This is a genomic window from Pseudocitrobacter cyperus (assembly GCF_039889165.1).
GTDB classification, from domain to species: Bacteria; Pseudomonadota; Gammaproteobacteria; order Enterobacterales; family Enterobacteriaceae; genus Pseudocitrobacter; species Pseudocitrobacter cyperus.
Genome location: NZ_JAYMYY010000010.1, coordinates 74632 through 90264, shown reverse-complemented (window position 1 = coordinate 90264; position 15633 = coordinate 74632). Strand labels below are relative to the sequence as shown.

Genomic DNA, 15633 nt, shown 5'->3' with positions numbered 1-15633 from the left:
GCCGGGCTTTTTTATTGCAGGAGAGTCGGCATGGCTATGGATAAACGAGTCGTAGCGGTTCTGGACGCCATCGTAAACGACCCCGGTATTACGGGGACAAAGCTGGAAGAGCAGTTTTGCCTGACGCGTAAGCAGCTTAGCTATACCTTGAAAAAGGTGAATGACTATCTGGAATCCAACCATTTTGAGCGGATTAATCGCCTGAAAACGGGAAAGCTGTATATCCCTCGTCATGTTATTGAGCATTTTCGCCAGAACCAGACGGCGGAAAGCGAGCATCGCTATCTGTTCTCGGAAGAGGAACGCGGGCAGATGATTATCTTTATGCTGCTGACCCGCAGCGAAAGGCTGTCGCTGCTGCACCTTTCCTCTTCACTGGGAGTCAGCCAGAACACGATCATCACTGATTTGAAAAAGGTCCGCGCTGAAGCTATCGCTCATGGGCTGGAAATCAGTTATGACCGGGGCAATGGGTATCACATTTTGGGGGAGGAGCTGGAAAAACGTTATCTGTTACTCAATTGTCTGCGTCGGGTGCTGGAAATTCCGGTAGCGAAAAATATTATCGCGCAATATCACACTATCATGAGTACGCATCTGGAGAAGGTCGGCAACGTTTTCAGCGAAATTGAAAAACGGTTTAAAATTCAGTTTACCGATCGTCAGTTACAAGAATTAATCTATTTTATCTGTTTTGTCCTGCATCGAATTGAATCCGGAAAACATCTGGTCACTATTCCGGGCAGCTACGCTGATATCATCCGTAGCAGAGAGTTCTCTTTACTGCAAAGCGTTATCAGTAAAATCAATATTAATAGCGAAAATGAACTGATTTTCCTGACGGCACTGATTCAAAGTTCCAATATTCAAAGCGTTGCTGATAAATATTTCCATCTCGATGCGATTCTCCTTGAGAGCGTGGTGGCGGTTGTGGCGAATTTCGAAAAAATAAGCTGTGTCACCATTAAAGAAAAAAATGAGCTTATCGAAAAGATTTACCAGCACTGGAAACCAGCCTGGTATCGGATTCGCTACCATCTGGCGAATACCAGCAGTGTTTATGATTTGGTGGTCAAAGAATTTAGCCATTTGCATGAGATGGTCCGTCGGGCGGCGGCGCCGTTCGAAAAGCTCCTGCACTGCGAAATACCTGACGAAGAGATGGCATTTCTGACGGTGCTTTTTGGCGGGTGGTTGACGCGTGAAGGCGTTATCCATCAGATCAAATTGCAGAAAACCGCCGTGGTGGTATGCGAAAACAGCGCGACTATCTCCACCTATCTGTTCCTGACATTGCAGGTGCTGTTCCCCGAGCTGCACTTCACCCAGGTGCTCTCCCGCCGCGAGTTTGAGCGTTATACCGGCCATTATGACGTCGTCTTTTCCACCACCCATCTGAGTACCAGTAAAATGGTTTTTGTGGTGAATCCGTCCATCAGCAGCATTCAGAAAAGCGCCTTTCGCAGCCATGTGATCGGTACGCTACAGGGGGTGGATCCGAATATTATTCAGATTGAACAACTGCTACTGATTTTTGAACGCTTCGGCAACATCATCGACCACAAAGGGCTACAGCGCGCGCTGGCCAGCTATATCTATGACGGGAATAGCGGCGGCAGCGCGGCAGGCAACATAGAACCGACAACGCCGCCGCTGGCCGAGTTGTTTATCCAGGAACATGTGCAGTTTGCCGCCGAACTTCCCGACTCCTGGCAGATGGCGATCACCCAGGCCTCTGCTTCACTGTTGAAGTCAGGCGTCATCGAGCCACGTTACGTTCAGGTCATGCTCAATAAAATTACCCATGAGCAACCTTATATTATGCTGGCTGATGGCGTGATTATCGCCCATGCGGGCGTTGACGACGGCGCGCTGGATACCGGGATGGCGTTATTACGCCTACCCTATAAGATCTCCGTTGCCGATTATTTACTGGCCGACATTATTATTGTTCTCGCCACCTGTAATCCGCAAAAACATCTTAAGGCGCTGGCGCAATTAAATGAATTTCTGGAATTTCATGATGGCGGCAATGTTATCCGGCGTGCGCCGAATACCCAAGCGTTAATAAACGAATTTGCGCGTTATCACCAATAAAACACCGCTACCGCGACAGTCATCGACAGTATTTGTCACGGTAGCGCGTATTCTCACCCCAAAGACAGGAAGATTATTATGTTGGAAATACAGAAAAAACACGTTGTGGAAATGGCCAGAACCGCTCAGCAATGGGGATTATGCAAACATAAAGCGGGAAATTCCAGCGTAAGAGATAAAGAAACTGGACTTATTCTGGTGACACCGACCACGATCGATAAAATGCATTTAACGCCGCGAGATATTGTGGTGATGGATGTCGAGGCGAATGTTATTGAAAGCGAAGCGGGATTGCGTCCGACCAGTGAATGTTTAATGCATATCGAAATTTATAAAGCGCGTCCGGACGTTTTTGCTATTTCTCATACTCACTCTCTTTTTGCGACCTCCTTTGCGGTACTGAATAAGCCGATTCCGGCGGTAGTGTATGAGTGCGCCATTCTTAATCTGAAAGATGGCGTGATCCCGGTTGCGCCTTATGGTCGTCCTGGCACCACAGCGCTTTCTCAGAGCGTTGTCGAGCCCATTAAACGGGCGGACGCCATCCTGATGGAAAAACATGGCGCGATTGGCGTGGACAAAGATCCCTATGAAGCGGTGCTGAAATCCGCGTATCTCGAAGAAATGGCGCAGATTTATTACCACGCCCTGATGATTAATGGCGGAAAAGAGCCGGATTCATTTTTGCCGGAAGAGTTACAGCGCTGGGAATATCCGTCGCAGATCACCTTTACCCGTTAAGTCGCAAGCGCAACGCATGGAGGGAACGCATGAAGAAATTTATTAATCAGGCGGATGATTTTATTCCGCAGATGCTGGAAGGGATTTACCTCGCGCACCCGGATCGGTTTCGCTTCGTTAACGACGACGTACATTGTTTAGCCACAGCGCGTCCGGTCGCGGGCAAAGTGGCCATTGTGACGGGCGGCGGTTCCGGCCATCTGCCGCTGTTTCTGGGCTACGTGGGCGAAGGGATGCTGGACGGTTGCGCCATTGGCGATGTGTTTCAGTCGCCGTCGCCGGAGCAAATTTTAGCCGTCACCCAGGCGGTGGATAGCGGCGCGGGCGTGCTTTACCTGTATGGCAACTACAACGGCGACATCTTTAATTTCGATATGGCGGCGGAAATGGCTGACATGGAGAGCGATATTCGTACGCGAACGGTGATCGCCGCCGATGACTCTGCGGGCGCTGCGCCGGGCGACGGGCAGGAGAAAATAACACGACGCGGGGTGGCGGGGATTTTCTTCGTCTACAAATGCGCCGGGGCGGCGGCGGCCAGAATGGATGATCTGGAAACCGTGCAGCGTATCGCGCAGAAAGCAGGCGACCGTGTACGCACGCTGGGCGTGGCGCTGTCGCCCTGTATTGTGCCGCGTATCGGCAAGCCTGGTTTTCATATCGGCGACAACGAAATGGAAATTGGCATGGGGATCCACGGTGAAAGTGGTATTCGTCGCGGGCCGCAGCTCAGCGCCGGGCAGATTGCCGAAGAGATGATGTCGTGGATTCTGGCCGACTCTCCCTGCCTGCGAGGCGACGAAGTCGCCGTACTGATTAATGGCCTCGGCGCGACGCCACTGGAGGAGCTGTACCTGATGTATCGCCACGTTCACCAGATCCTTGCCGAGAGCAATATTCGCGTGTTTCGCGTCTGGGTCGGTGAATTTGCCACGGCGATGGAGATGACCGGAATGTCCATCAGTCTGATGCCGGTCGATGACGAGCTGAAAGCGCTGCTGAACTCTCAGGCTGACACACCGATGTTCCGACAATTTCCGGCGTAAGGAGGGGCATGATGAGCATCGATGTACCAGGTCTGCGACCGCTGTTTGCTGAGTGGGCGCAGGTGATGCATGAAAATAAACCGTTGCTGACCGAGCTGGATAGCGTGGCCGGCGATGGCGATCTGGGGCTGACGATGAGCGACGGCTTTGCCGCTGCCGCGCAATATGCGCAGCAGAGCGACGAGCGTGATATCGGGAAATTTTGCTACATGGCGGGCAAAGCCATGGCTTCTGCCGTCCCGTCCACCATGGGAACGTTGATGGCTTCCGGCCTGATGCAGGTTGGCAAAACGTTTAAAGGGCGGGAAACGATAGGGCTGGACGATGCAGGCCGTTTTTTTCAGGCCTGGTACGACGGTGTGCAGCAGCGCGGGAAAGCGCAGCCCGGGGAGAAAACGTTTCTCGACGGCCTTGGCCCGGCACTGATGGTGTTAACTACGCCGGGCGCGCCGTTGACGCAAGCGCGAGAGGCGTTATGGCAGGCGCAGTGGGGCGTGCAGCAGACGACAACCATGGTAGCGCAACACGGTCGCGCCGCCATTCATGGCGAGCGTTCCCGAACGTTTACTGACCCCGGCGCAATGGTTGCCCGACTGTTGATTCAGGGCTATGCGAATTTTGTGCAGGCGATCGACCCGCTTAACGGACAGTGAAAAAGGAAGCATTAATATGTTGAAAGAGGTGGTGAGGATCAGTAATCAACACGGTATTCATGCGCGTCCGGCGGGGGTACTGGCCAGGGCCTGCGCGCAGTACCAGTCACAGATCGAGATGATCTACGAAGGCAAGAAGATTAAGGGCAAAAGTATTATGAGCATTCTCGGCGCCGGGATTAAAGGGCGAGGATCGCTGGAGATCATATGCAACGGTAGCGACGAAAAGGAGGCGATGGAAAAATTAAAAGTCTTGTTTGCCGAAGGGTTTGGTTTTGATTAGCGGCAGTGGCTGTTGGCACGTAAAAACCGGCGATGGCTCGCCGGTTTTTGTGCTAATTACTTCTGATTAACGAACTCACTCATAAACTGCACGATCAGCGCCATCGAAACCGCCCCCGGATCGCAATGACCTATTGCCCGTTCACCGAGATTTTTTGCGCGCCCAAAGCGGGCGACCATCGTACTGGTCTCCTCCGCGCCTGCCATGGCGGCCTGCGCGCTGTGGGCCAACGCTTGCGCGAGTGTCAGGGCGACATCGGCGTGAGCGCGCGCTGTCGCAGCGGCTAAGGCATCCACCATCGTTTTATCGCCAGGCTTCGCACCGCCGCGCTGGTGGATCGCCTGCATTCCGCTTTCCAGCCATGCGGCGAGCGTCGGGGCGTCAAATTCGTCGCGACCGGCTAATGCTTTGCCGCCCGCACGAAAAAGTGTGCCAAAGATGGCGCCGGACGCGCCGCCCATGCTGGTCATCAATCGTGTGCCGCTTTGCAGCAGACAGTCGCCAATATCTACCGGAGAAAAATCCGCAGACAGCAATAAGGTGCGCAGTGCAGTAAATCCGCGTTTGATGCCGATGCCGTGGTCGCCGTCGCCAATCACCTGGTCAAGCGCGGTCAGGCGAGGCTCGCTGGCGATCATGCCTTCCGCCACGTACAACAGGCAGGCGGTAAATTGCGTGGTGTTCATCTTATTTTCTCCAGCCGAGGGTGTGGATGGGGTAGTCATACAGACGCTGCATTTCATCATCCAGCCGCAACAGACTCAGCGAAAAGCCGGACATCTCCAGCGAGGTGCAGAAGTGGCCGACCTGCACGTCATGGCTGTGAATACCGCGCTCTGCCAGCGCCATGCCGACCTTACGGGTGATGACCATCAGCTCGGTATTGCTCAGCGCGCCCAGGTTATTGACGCAGACGCACACCTTATCGCCACGGCTAAACGGCAGATCGGCGCACAAGCGCGCGATCATCATCCCGACCAGTTCATCGGTGTGCGGTAACGGGATCCGGCACAGTCCCGGTTCGCCATGAATGCCAATGCCCAGCTCGATTTCATTGTCGGCAAGGGTGAAGTTGAATGCGTCGGCCTGCGGCAGCGCGCAGCCGCTGAGGGCAACGCCAATCGTGCGCGTGTTGTGATTGGCTTTTTGCGCCAGGGTTTCCAGCGCGGGCAGATCGTAATGTTCAAACTGCGCCGCTGCGCCCGCCAGTTTGTATAAAAATGCCAGACCGCCCACGCCCCGGCGATCGGACATTCTTTCCGGCGGCGCCGAGGCGATATCATCCGTGGCGCGAACGGTGCGGCACTCAATCCCTTCTTCAGCGAGGATCTCAGCGGCGATGTCGAAGTTCATACCGTCGCCCGAATAGTTGCCGTAGAGAAACAGCACCCCTTGCCCCTGATGGACAGCGCGACTGACTTCGATGATTTGGTCAGGGGAGGGCGAGGTAAACACTTCTCCCAGCGCGCAGGCATCAATCCCGCCTTCGCCGACAAACCCGGCAAAGGTGGGCTCATGACCGCTACCGCCGCCACTGACGATGACCGTTTGGGCGTCTGTAACGGTACGGTAAACTGCGCAATACTCTTGCAGGGCGTGAATATTGCCCATCCCGGCGTATACCAGCCCCTCCATGATTTCGGATCGAATATTGTCGGTGTGATTAAATATTTTTTTGGGTTTGTGCATCGTCGCTTCCTCTTGTTCAGGGTACCGTATCTTTACGACGAGTTTACCGGGTCGGCGGGTTGCGGACCGGCGTCTTTGATACCAATTAATCTCCCGCGAAGGGGGCATAGTTGGGGGAAGCGATCGCACTCAGTGAAGGGAGAAGCAGTCTGGCGGAGTTGGGGCACGCGACGTGCCCGGAGGCGTATTATTTGAATAAATTACGGGCGAACTTATCCAGCTTTTCCGACTCATAAAACGCCATACAGCGTTTTATGAGTACATCTGTGTTAATTCGGCAAAATCTTCCAAAATGCTTCAATCAGCGGCTCATGTAGCCGCTTTTTTTGTGCACAAACACCCAGTTCAAACGGTGTCTTCTCATCGCTGCGCTCTAAAATCATCACGCGGTTGCGTACCGGTTCCGGGCTGTTTTCCAGCACCACTTCCGGCAGCAGCGCCACGCCACAACCGAGCGCCACCATTGATACCATCGCTTCATGGCCGCCGACTGTGGCGTAAATCAACGGATTGCTGATTTTGTTACGCCGGAACCACAGCTCAATTCGGCGGCGTACCGGGCCCTGGTCGGCCATGATAAAGGGAATTGTCGACCAGTCAGGTTTATCAACGGAGACCTGATTGCGCACCGGACAGGGTAACGCGGGGGCGATCAATACCACCGCCAGATTCTCCAGCATCGAAAACGCAACTGCGCCGGGTAATGTTTCCGGTTTCCCGGCAATCGCCAGATCCGCTTCGCCGGTAACCACTTTTTCCATCGCGTCGGCGGCGTCGCCGGTAGTGAGCTTAATTTCTACTGACGGATGCTCGGCACGAAAACGATCAAGGATCGGCGGCAGGTGACTGTAGGCCGCCGTTACCGAGCAGAAAATGTGTAGCTCGCCCGAGAGCGATGGCCCTTGCTGGTCGATGGTGTGTCGCAGTTGCTGATACTGCAACAACGTTTGCTGGGCAAAGATGCGCAGCTCTTCACCCGCTTCGGTTAACGTCACCGTGCGGTTATCGCGGACGAACAGCGGCTGGCCAAGGTCTTCTTCCAGGCGCTGGATTTGTCGGGAGAGCGTGGAGGGGCTGACGTGCATTGCCCGCGCGCTGCGGCCGAAATGGCGGCTATCCGCCAGATGCAGGAAAATTTTTAGATCGCGTAAATCCACTGGCATCGCTCCCGATTTTTACGTTGCAGATATTGCAATGTAACGTTGTGAATATATCAATTTCCGCAATAAATTTCCTGTTGTAATGTGGGTACATTCTCGCTGAAAAGCGAACCGAACAATAAGACAGTACAACATCACGAGGAATCACCATGGCTAACTACTTCAATACACTGAACCTGCGCCAGCAACTGGCACAGTTGGGCAAATGTCGCTTTATGGGTCGCGATGAGTTCGCCGATGGCGCAAGCTACCTTCAGGGTAAAAAAGTGGTCATCGTCGGCTGCGGCGCGCAAGGTCTGAATCAGGGCCTGAACATGCGTGATTCTGGTCTGGATATTTCCTACGCGTTGCGTAAAGAAGCGATTGCTGAGAAGCGCGCATCCTGGCGTAAAGCAACCGACAACGGTTTTAAAGTGGGTACCTATGAAGAGTTGATCCCGCAGGCCGACCTGGTCGTTAACCTGACGCCGGACAAACAGCACTCCGACGTTGTACGTTCAGTTCAGCCGCTGATGAAAGACGGCGCGGCGCTGGGTTACTCTCACGGCTTCAACATCGTCGAAGTGGGCGAGCAGATCCGTAAAGACATCACCGTGGTGATGGTGGCGCCGAAATGCCCAGGCACCGAAGTGCGTGAAGAGTATAAACGTGGTTTCGGCGTACCGACGCTGATCGCCGTTCACCCGGAAAACGACCCGAAAGGCGAAGGCATGGCGATTGCCAAAGCCTGGGCCGCTGCAACCGGTGGTCACCGTGCGGGCGTGCTGGAATCCTCCTTCGTTGCGGAAGTGAAATCTGACCTGATGGGTGAGCAGACTATCCTGTGCGGTATGCTGCAGGCTGGTTCTCTGCTGTGCTTCGACAAGCTGGTGGAAGAGGGCACCGACCCGGCATATGCAGAAAAACTGATTCAGTTTGGCTGGGAAACCATCACTGAAGCGCTGAAACAGGGCGGCATCACCCTGATGATGGATCGTCTCTCGAACCCGGCGAAACTGCGTGCGTATGCGCTGTCTGAACAACTGAAAGAAATTATGGCACCGCTGTTCCAGAAACACATGGATGACATCATCTCCGGCGAATTTTCCTCCGGCATGATGGCTGACTGGGCCAACGACGATAAGAAACTGCTGACCTGGCGTGAAGAGACCGGCAAAACCGCGTTCGAAACCGCGCCGCAGTTTGAAGGCAAAATCGCTGAGCAGGAGTACTTCGATAAAGGCGTACTGATGATCGCGATGGTGAAAGCAGGCGTTGAGCTGGCGTTCGAAACCATGGTTGATTCCGGCATCATCGAAGAGTCTGCTTACTATGAATCACTGCATGAACTGCCGCTGATTGCCAACACCATCGCCCGTAAGCGTCTGTATGAAATGAACGTGGTTATCTCTGATACCGCCGAGTATGGTAACTACCTGTTCTCCTACGCTTGTGTGCCGCTGCTGAAATCATTCATGACTGAAATTCAGCCGGGCGATCTGGGTAAAGCGATTGCTGAAGGTGCTGTTGATAACGCGCAACTGCGTGATGTGAACGAAGCGATTCGCGGCCATGCGATTGAGAAAGTGGGTCATAAACTGCGTGGCTACATGACGGATATGAAACGTATTGCTGTTGCGGGGTAACTGCGCGCTGATGCCCTCACCCCGGCCCTCTCCCACAAGGAGAGGGTGAAAACCGCACATATTTAACTATTTGCACCATCCGTTCCCTCTCCCTGCGGGAGAGGGTTAGAGCCTTAGTTACGGTACAGCACCTTAATGATGTGATACCCGAACTGGGTGTGCAGCGGGCCAGTCGGCTCCAGCACCGGGCAAGAGAAAACGACTTTATCAAACGCCGGAACCATCTGACCCTGGCGGAACTCTCCTAAATCACCACCGCGTTTGCCTGACGGGCAAATAGAGTGCTTCTTCGCCAGCTTGCCGAAGTCGGCGCCGTTTTTAATCTGCTCCAGAAGATCCAGAGCGGTTTTCTCATCTTTAACCAGAATATGCAGTGCTGCTGCGGTTTTTGCCATGATATGCGCCTTCGAAAGGGTCAATAAGGCTGGGGATTTTAGCACGCGTTATCGGCGATATAACACCTTGATGATGTGATAGCCGAATTTGGTTTTCACCGGCCCGTGGGGTTTCAATAACGGGCAACTGAAAACGGCTTCATCGAATGGTTTCACCATCACGCCCTGTTTGAACTCCCCTAAATCGCCGCCGTTGCGCCCGGACGGGCAGCTTGAATAGCGTTTCGCCAGATGGTCAAAGCTGACGCCGCGATCCAGTTTGGCGAGGATCTCAAGGGCGAGTTTTTCGGTTTTGACCAGGATATGCAGGGCTGCAGCGCTCTTTGCCATGGTGAGGTTCTCATCGTGTTGTACTGTTCAACACTTTACCATTCGGCGGGTAAATCTCAGCGCAACTTTCTGCTACAATCCTCCCCCCGTTCGAAGATTGAGCAATACTCCTATGCGTCTAAACCCCGGCCAACAACAAGCTGTCGAATTCGTTACCGGCCCCTGCCTGGTGCTGGCAGGCGCGGGTTCCGGTAAGACTCGCGTGATCACCAATAAAATCGCCCACCTGATCCACCAATGTGGTTACCAGGCGCGACACATTGCCGCGGTCACCTTTACCAATAAGGCGGCGCGCGAGATGAAAGAGCGTGTCGCGCAGACGCTGGGGCGCAAAGAGGCGCGCGGTCTGATGATCTCGACGTTCCATACGCTGGGGCTGGATATTATTAAGCGTGAGTATGCCGCGCTGGGGATGAAATCCAACTTCTCTCTTTTCGACGATACGGATCAGGTGGCGTTACTCAAAGATCTGACCGAGGGATTGATCGAAGACGATAAGGTATTGCTGCAGCAGTTGATCTCGACGATCTCCAACTGGAAAAACGATCTGAAATCACCTGCACAGGCGGCGGCAGGCGCAAAAGGCGAGCGTGACCGTATTTTTGCCCACTGCTATGGGCTGTATGACGCGCATATGAAAGCGTGCAATGTGCTGGATTTCGATGACCTGATTTTGTTGCCGACGCTGCTGCTGCAACGCAACGAAGAGGTGCGCGAACGCTGGCAGAACAAAATTCGTTATCTGATGGTGGATGAATATCAGGATACCAACACCAGCCAGTATGAACTGGTTAAACTGCTGGTTGGTGCGCGTGCGCGTTTTACCGTGGTGGGCGACGATGACCAGTCGATTTACTCCTGGCGCGGTGCGCGGCCGCAAAACCTGGTGCTGCTGAGCCAGGATTTCCCGGCGCTTCAGGTGATTAAGCTCGAACAAAACTACCGCTCTTCCGGACGTATCCTGAAAGCGGCGAATATTTTGATCGCGAACAATCCACACGTGTTTGAAAAACGTCTCTTCTCAGAACTGGGTTACGGGAAAGAGCTTAAAGTGCTGAGTGCTAATAATGAGGAACACGAAGCCGAACGCGTGACCGGCGAACTCATCGCCCATCACTTTGTGAACAAAACGCAGTATAAGGATTACGCAATCCTTTATCGCGGCAATCACCAGTCGCGGGTGTTCGAAAAATTCCTGATGCAGAACCGCATCCCGTACAAAATTTCCGGCGGCACGTCGTTTTTCTCCCGCCCGGAGATTAAAGACCTGCTGGCGTATCTACGCGTGCTGACCAACCCGGACGACGACAGCGCCTTCTTGCGTATCGTCAATACGCCAAAGCGTGAAATCGGCGCGGCGACGATGCAGAAGCTGGGCGAGTGGGCGATGACGCGAAATAAGAGCCTGTTCGCCGCCAGTTTTGATATGGGCCTGACGCAAACGCTAAACGGGCGTGGCTATGAAGCATTAACCCGTTTCACCCATTGGTTGGGCGAGGTGCAGCGTTTATCTGAACGCGAACCCATCGCTGCCGTGCGCGATCTGATCCATGGTATCGATTATGAATCCTGGCTGTTCGAAACCTCCGCCAGCCCAAAAGCCGCTGAAATGCGCATGAAAAACGTCAACACGCTGTTTGGCTGGATGACGGAAATGCTGGAAGGCAGCGAAATCGATGAGCCGATGACCCTGACGCAAGTGGTCACCCGCTTTACGCTGCGCGATATGATGGAGCGTGGCGAGAGTGAAGAGGAACTGGATCAGGTGCAGCTTATGACGTTGCATGCGTCGAAAGGTCTGGAGTTTCCGTATGTGTTCCTGGTCGGGATGGAAGAGGGGTTACTGCCGCACCAGAGCAGTATCGATGAAGATAACGTGGATGAAGAGCGCCGTCTGGCTTACGTGGGGATCACCCGCGCGCAGAAAGAGCTGATTTTTACGCTTTGCAAAGAACGTCGGCAGTACGGCGAGCTTATTCGCCCGGAGCCGAGCCGTTTTCTGCTGGAGTTGCCGCAGGATGATTTAGAGTGGGAGCGGGAACGGAAAGTGGTCAGTGCGGAAGAGAGAATGCACAAGGGACAAAGCCATCTGGCGAATATACGCGCGATGATGGCGGAGAAGAAAGCAAAATAGCCGGATGAGTGCGCCATCCGGCTAATCAGGGATTACTGCACAACCAGCGGCCAGTGTACGTAGCTCTGCCACTGGCACTCCTGATCGACAATCTCTTTGCCCAGCGGATGCTTTTCCAGCCAGCCGGTCGGCAGCGTCAGGGTTATGGTCTCTTCATTCGCCGTTAGTGTAATCTCCGGCAGCAGGTCGTCACGGCGACGGTTGGCGAAGATAATCGCCAAACGCAACAAGCGACACAGATGCTCGGCTACGCGCGGCGGTACGGCATTTTGCTGATGCAGTGAAGAGAGATCGACAGCGTTGGTTTGGTTAAGCAACAGGGTTGCCAGCAATTTTTTCTGCGCAGGCGTAAAACCGGGTAAGTCGAGATTACGCACCAGATAGGCCGCATGCTGCGGTGCTTGCTTAAAATCGACGCTCAGGCCAATTTCGTGAAGATGGCAGGCACTGAGTAGCAGTTCACGGCTTAACGGCTCAATATCCCACTGTGTGTTGACCTCATCGGCAAAATGCGAGGCCAGTTGAGAAACGCGTGCAGCCTGTTCCGTATCAACGATGAAGCGACGCTGGATGTTACGTAGTGTGCGGCTACGGATATCTTCATCCACCGCCAGATGCAACATGCCGTAAACCAGCCCTTCGCGCAGCGCACCACCGGCAAGGGTCATGCACTGAATATTCATCTCAGTGAAAATGGCGATTAAAATCGCCAGCCCGCTGGGGAAAACCAGTGCGCGTTCCAGCGTCAGGCCTTCGATTTCCAGCTCTTCCAGGCGCCCACACTGAATTGCCCGCTGTTTGAGCTGCTTAAGTTTGGCAAGGGTGATACGTTCGTCCATGCCCTGCGCCATCATGATTTCCTGTAACGCCTGCACGGTACCGGATGCACCGACGCACACTTTCCACCCATGCGTTCGCAGTTCATCAGCAACCGGGCGCAGAACTTCACGCGCGGCTTTTTCCGCCTCGTCGAAATTTTCCTGCGCCAGGTTACGATCGGTAAAGAAGCGCTCAAGCCAGGTGACGCAGCCCATCGATAGGCTGAACAGTGAGGTGGTTTGTGCGCCTTTGCCGGTGACCAGTTCGGTGCTGGCTCCGCCGATATCGACAACCAGACGACGATCGTCGCCACCGGTGGTATGCGCCACGCCCTGATAAATCAGGCGCGCTTCCTCTTCACCGCGAATGACCTGAACCGGACAGCCGAGGATTTCCTGCGCTTTATCGAGAAATGTCTGTGCATTGACCGCCAGGCGTAATGTGGCAGTGGCAACAACGCGGATTTGCGGTTGGGGAATATCTTGCAAACGCTCGGCAAACAAGCGCAGGCATTGCCACCCGCGCTCCATCGCTTCCGCTGACAGAATATTATCGCTGCTCAAGCCCGCAGCCAGACGGACTTTGCGCTTGATGCGCGTCAGCGTCTGAATACTTCCAGCCACCTCACGAACAACCAGCATATGGAAACTATTGGAACCAAGGTCTATAGCTGCATACAACGAGGTGGCGCTGGGCATATTCTTTAACCTGAACGACGGCGGTTACGCGGCGCACCAGAGCGGCGTGGGCCATTGCCCTGACGAACTCGCGTCAGACGTAATGGTTTCGGCAGGTCGGTTAACAGCGCATCGGGATTGTACTTGCTGACCGGAATAGAGTGACCAATATAGGTCTCGATTGCCGGCAGGTTCAGGGCATACTCTTCACAGGCAAGACTAATTGAATGACCGCGAGCGCCCGCGCGACCGGTACGGCCAATGCGGTGAACGTAGTCTTCACAGTCGTCCGGAAGATCGTAGTTAAAGACGTGCGTTACGGCTGGAATGTGCAGGCCACGCGCGGCAACGTCGGTCGCAACCAGAATATCCAGGTCGCCACGGGTAAATTCTTCGAGAATACGCAGACGTTTTTTCTGCGCTACATCGCCGGTCAGCAGACCTACGCGATGGCCATCTGCTGCCAGGCTGCCCCAGATATCTTCACAACGGTGTTTGGTGTTGGCGAAGATGATGGTGCGATCCGGCCACTCTTCTTCTAACAGCGTTTGCAGTAAACGCATTTTTTCTTCGTTAGACGGATAGAAAAGCTCTTCTTTAATACGGTGGCCCGTTTTCTGCTCAGGCTCGACCTCAACGTATTCGGCGTTGTTCATCTGTTCGAACGCCAGTTCGCGAACACGGTATGAAAGGGTGGCGGAGAACAGCATGTTCAGACGTTGGTTGGCTGGTGGCATACGACGGAACAGCCAGCGGATATCTTTAATAAAGCCCAGATCGTACATGCGATCGGCTTCGTCCAGCACAATGACCTGAATTGCCGCAAGGTTAATGTGGTTTTGCTTGGCGTAGTCGATCAGACGACCCGTGGTGCCAATAAGAATATCAACGCCGCTTTCCAGCACTTTCAGTTGCTTATCGTAGCCATCGCCGCCATAAGCCAGCCCCAGTTTCAGGCCAGTTGCCTGAGCCAGCGGCTCTGCATCGGCGTGGATCTGCACGGCGAGCTCACGCGTCGGCGCCATGATCAGCGCGCGCGGTTGGTTCACCTGGCGATCAGCAATTGCCGGGTGAGAAAGAAGATAATGAAACGTTGACGTCAGGAACGCCATCGTTTTCCCGGTACCGGTTTGCGCCTGCCCGGCAACGTCACGACCCGCCAGCGTCAGCGGGAGTGCGAGCGCCTGAATGGGCGTGCAATTATGAAACCCTTTAGTTTCAAGGGCTTCAATCACTTTTGGGTGCAGGGCGAAGTCGGAAAACTTCTGTTCTGTTAAATGTGTTTTGCTCATAGTGTGGTAGAATATCAGCTTACTATTGCATTAAGAAAGCGTATCCGGTGAAATAACGTCAACCAATGTTGGCGAAAGTAGAATCAACACGTCGTTGATTAATGCTACACAACACACCAGGCTTATTCCTGTGGAGTTATATATGAGCGATAAAATTATTCACCTGACTGACGACAGTTTTGACACGGACGTACTCAAAGCTGACGGGCTGACACTCGTCGATTTCTGGGCAGAGTGGTGTGGTCCGTGCAAAATGATCGCCCCGATTCTGGATGAAATCGCCGACGAGTATCAGGGTAAACTGACCGTGGCTAAACTGAATATCGATCAGAACCCGGGCACTGCACCGAAATATGGTATCCGTGGTATCCCCACTCTGCTGCTGTTCAAAAACGGCGAAGTGGCGGCGACCAAAGTAGGCGCACTGTCCAAAGGTCAGTTGAAAGAGTTCCTCGACGCTAACCTGGCGTAAGAGAGAGTACTCAGGGCGTTCAGTGCTCCTATTTTGAGCGGAACTCTGGACGCCCGGCTTCAGTCGTGCTAAGTTAACTTTGACTTCGTTTTAAACATATCTTTGTTTGAATCTTGTTCGACCCGATACTTCCCGTTGGTACAACGCGTGAAGTTGACAGATTCCTGGCTTATCACTCTTTCCGTCTTGTCGTTTCAGTTCTGTGTACTTTCCTGTGACC

General features: G+C 53.9%; 15 protein-coding genes. 8 read left to right on the top strand and 7 right to left on the bottom strand.

The features are described 5' to 3' along the window. Positions 1 to 30 precede the first annotated feature (30 nt). The 5 genes from VSR74_RS21655 to VSR74_RS21635 all read left to right on the top strand — a co-directional run bounded on the left by VSR74_RS21655 (position 31) and on the right by VSR74_RS21635 (position 4820). Positions 31 to 2097 (top strand): BglG family transcription antiterminator, encoded by a 2067-nt coding sequence (locus tag VSR74_RS21655; RefSeq protein WP_347796614.1) that lies wholly within the window; start codon positions 31 to 33, stop codon positions 2095 to 2097. 78 nt (positions 2098 to 2175) lie between these two features. Next, positions 2176 to 2838 carry a class II aldolase/adducin family protein gene (locus tag VSR74_RS21650; protein ID WP_347796613.1) on the top strand — a complete coding sequence of 221 codons (663 nt, stop codon included), beginning with the start codon at positions 2176 to 2178 and terminating at the stop codon, positions 2836 to 2838. A 29-nt stretch (positions 2839 to 2867) separates the two neighbouring features. Further along, positions 2868 to 3884 (top strand): dihydroxyacetone kinase subunit DhaK, encoded by a 1017-nt coding sequence (locus VSR74_RS21645; protein ID WP_347796612.1) that lies wholly within the window; start codon positions 2868 to 2870, stop codon positions 3882 to 3884. An 8-nt stretch (positions 3885 to 3892) separates the two neighbouring features. Continuing rightward, positions 3893 to 4537 (top strand): dihydroxyacetone kinase family protein, encoded by a 645-nt coding sequence (locus VSR74_RS21640; protein WP_347796611.1) that lies wholly within the window; start codon positions 3893 to 3895, stop codon positions 4535 to 4537. Between the two features lie 16 nt (positions 4538 to 4553). Beyond that, positions 4554 to 4820: an HPr family phosphocarrier protein gene (locus VSR74_RS21635; protein WP_347796610.1), complete on the top strand. Its 267-nt coding sequence runs from the start codon at positions 4554 to 4556 to the stop codon at positions 4818 to 4820. 56 nt (positions 4821 to 4876) lie between these two features. Here VSR74_RS21635 and dhaL read toward each other — a convergent pair whose 3' ends face one another. The 3 genes from dhaL to ilvY all read right to left on the bottom strand — a co-directional run bounded on the left by dhaL (position 4877) and on the right by ilvY (position 7666). After that, complete coding sequence (gene dhaL / locus VSR74_RS21630; RefSeq protein WP_347796609.1) at positions 4877 to 5506, bottom strand: dihydroxyacetone kinase subunit DhaL; 630 nt, start codon at positions 5504 to 5506, stop codon at positions 4877 to 4879. 1 nt (position 5507) lies between these two features. After that, positions 5508 to 6509 carry a dihydroxyacetone kinase subunit DhaK gene (locus VSR74_RS21625; protein ID WP_347796608.1) on the bottom strand — a complete coding sequence of 334 codons (1002 nt, stop codon included), beginning with the start codon at positions 6507 to 6509 and terminating at the stop codon, positions 5508 to 5510. A gap of 269 nt (positions 6510 to 6778) precedes the next feature. After that, the gene (gene ilvY / locus VSR74_RS21620) at positions 6779 to 7666 is read right to left on the bottom strand and encodes an HTH-type transcriptional activator IlvY (protein ID WP_347796607.1); all 888 of its coding nucleotides are present in this window, start codon (positions 7664 to 7666) and stop codon (positions 6779 to 6781) included. A 152-nt stretch (positions 7667 to 7818) separates the two neighbouring features. On the opposite strand from ilvY, the gene ilvC reads away from it, so the two are divergent. Then, positions 7819 to 9294 carry a ketol-acid reductoisomerase gene (gene ilvC / locus VSR74_RS21615; protein WP_347796606.1) on the top strand — a complete coding sequence of 492 codons (1476 nt, stop codon included), beginning with the start codon at positions 7819 to 7821 and terminating at the stop codon, positions 9292 to 9294. 113 nt (positions 9295 to 9407) lie between these two features. Here the strand turns inward: ilvC and ppiC (VSR74_RS21610) are convergent, their stop codons facing one another. Both ppiC (VSR74_RS21610) and ppiC (VSR74_RS21605) read right to left on the bottom strand, forming a co-directional pair. Further along, positions 9408 to 9689, bottom strand: coding sequence for a peptidylprolyl isomerase PpiC (gene ppiC, locus VSR74_RS21610; RefSeq protein WP_108476931.1), 282 nt, complete (start codon positions 9687 to 9689; stop codon positions 9408 to 9410). A 48-nt stretch (positions 9690 to 9737) separates the two neighbouring features. Beyond that, entirely contained in the window at positions 9738 to 10019 is a 282-nt protein-coding gene (ppiC, locus tag VSR74_RS21605) for a peptidylprolyl isomerase PpiC (protein WP_347796605.1), read from the bottom strand. A gap of 112 nt (positions 10020 to 10131) precedes the next feature. On the opposite strand from ppiC (VSR74_RS21605), the gene rep reads away from it, so the two are divergent. Next, on the top strand, positions 10132 to 12153 hold the full coding sequence (rep, locus tag VSR74_RS21600; protein ID WP_347796604.1) for a DNA helicase Rep: 2022 nt from the start codon (positions 10132 to 10134) through the stop codon (positions 12151 to 12153). Positions 12154 to 12185: 32 nt separating this feature from the next. Here rep and gppA read toward each other — a convergent pair whose 3' ends face one another. Together gppA and rhlB are read right to left on the bottom strand one after the other, a co-directional pair. Beyond that, positions 12186 to 13670 carry a guanosine-5'-triphosphate,3'-diphosphate diphosphatase gene (gene gppA, locus VSR74_RS21595; RefSeq protein WP_347796603.1) on the bottom strand — a complete coding sequence of 495 codons (1485 nt, stop codon included), beginning with the start codon at positions 13668 to 13670 and terminating at the stop codon, positions 12186 to 12188. Positions 13671 to 13675: 5 nt separating this feature from the next. Next, positions 13676 to 14941 (bottom strand): ATP-dependent RNA helicase RhlB, encoded by a 1266-nt coding sequence (gene rhlB, locus VSR74_RS21590; protein WP_347796602.1) that lies wholly within the window; start codon positions 14939 to 14941, stop codon positions 13676 to 13678. Between the two features lie 142 nt (positions 14942 to 15083). Between rhlB and trxA the strand changes: the two genes are divergently transcribed. Then, positions 15084 to 15413, top strand: coding sequence for a thioredoxin TrxA (trxA, locus tag VSR74_RS21585; protein WP_004386384.1), 330 nt, complete (start codon positions 15084 to 15086; stop codon positions 15411 to 15413). Positions 15414 to 15633 lie beyond the last annotated feature (220 nt).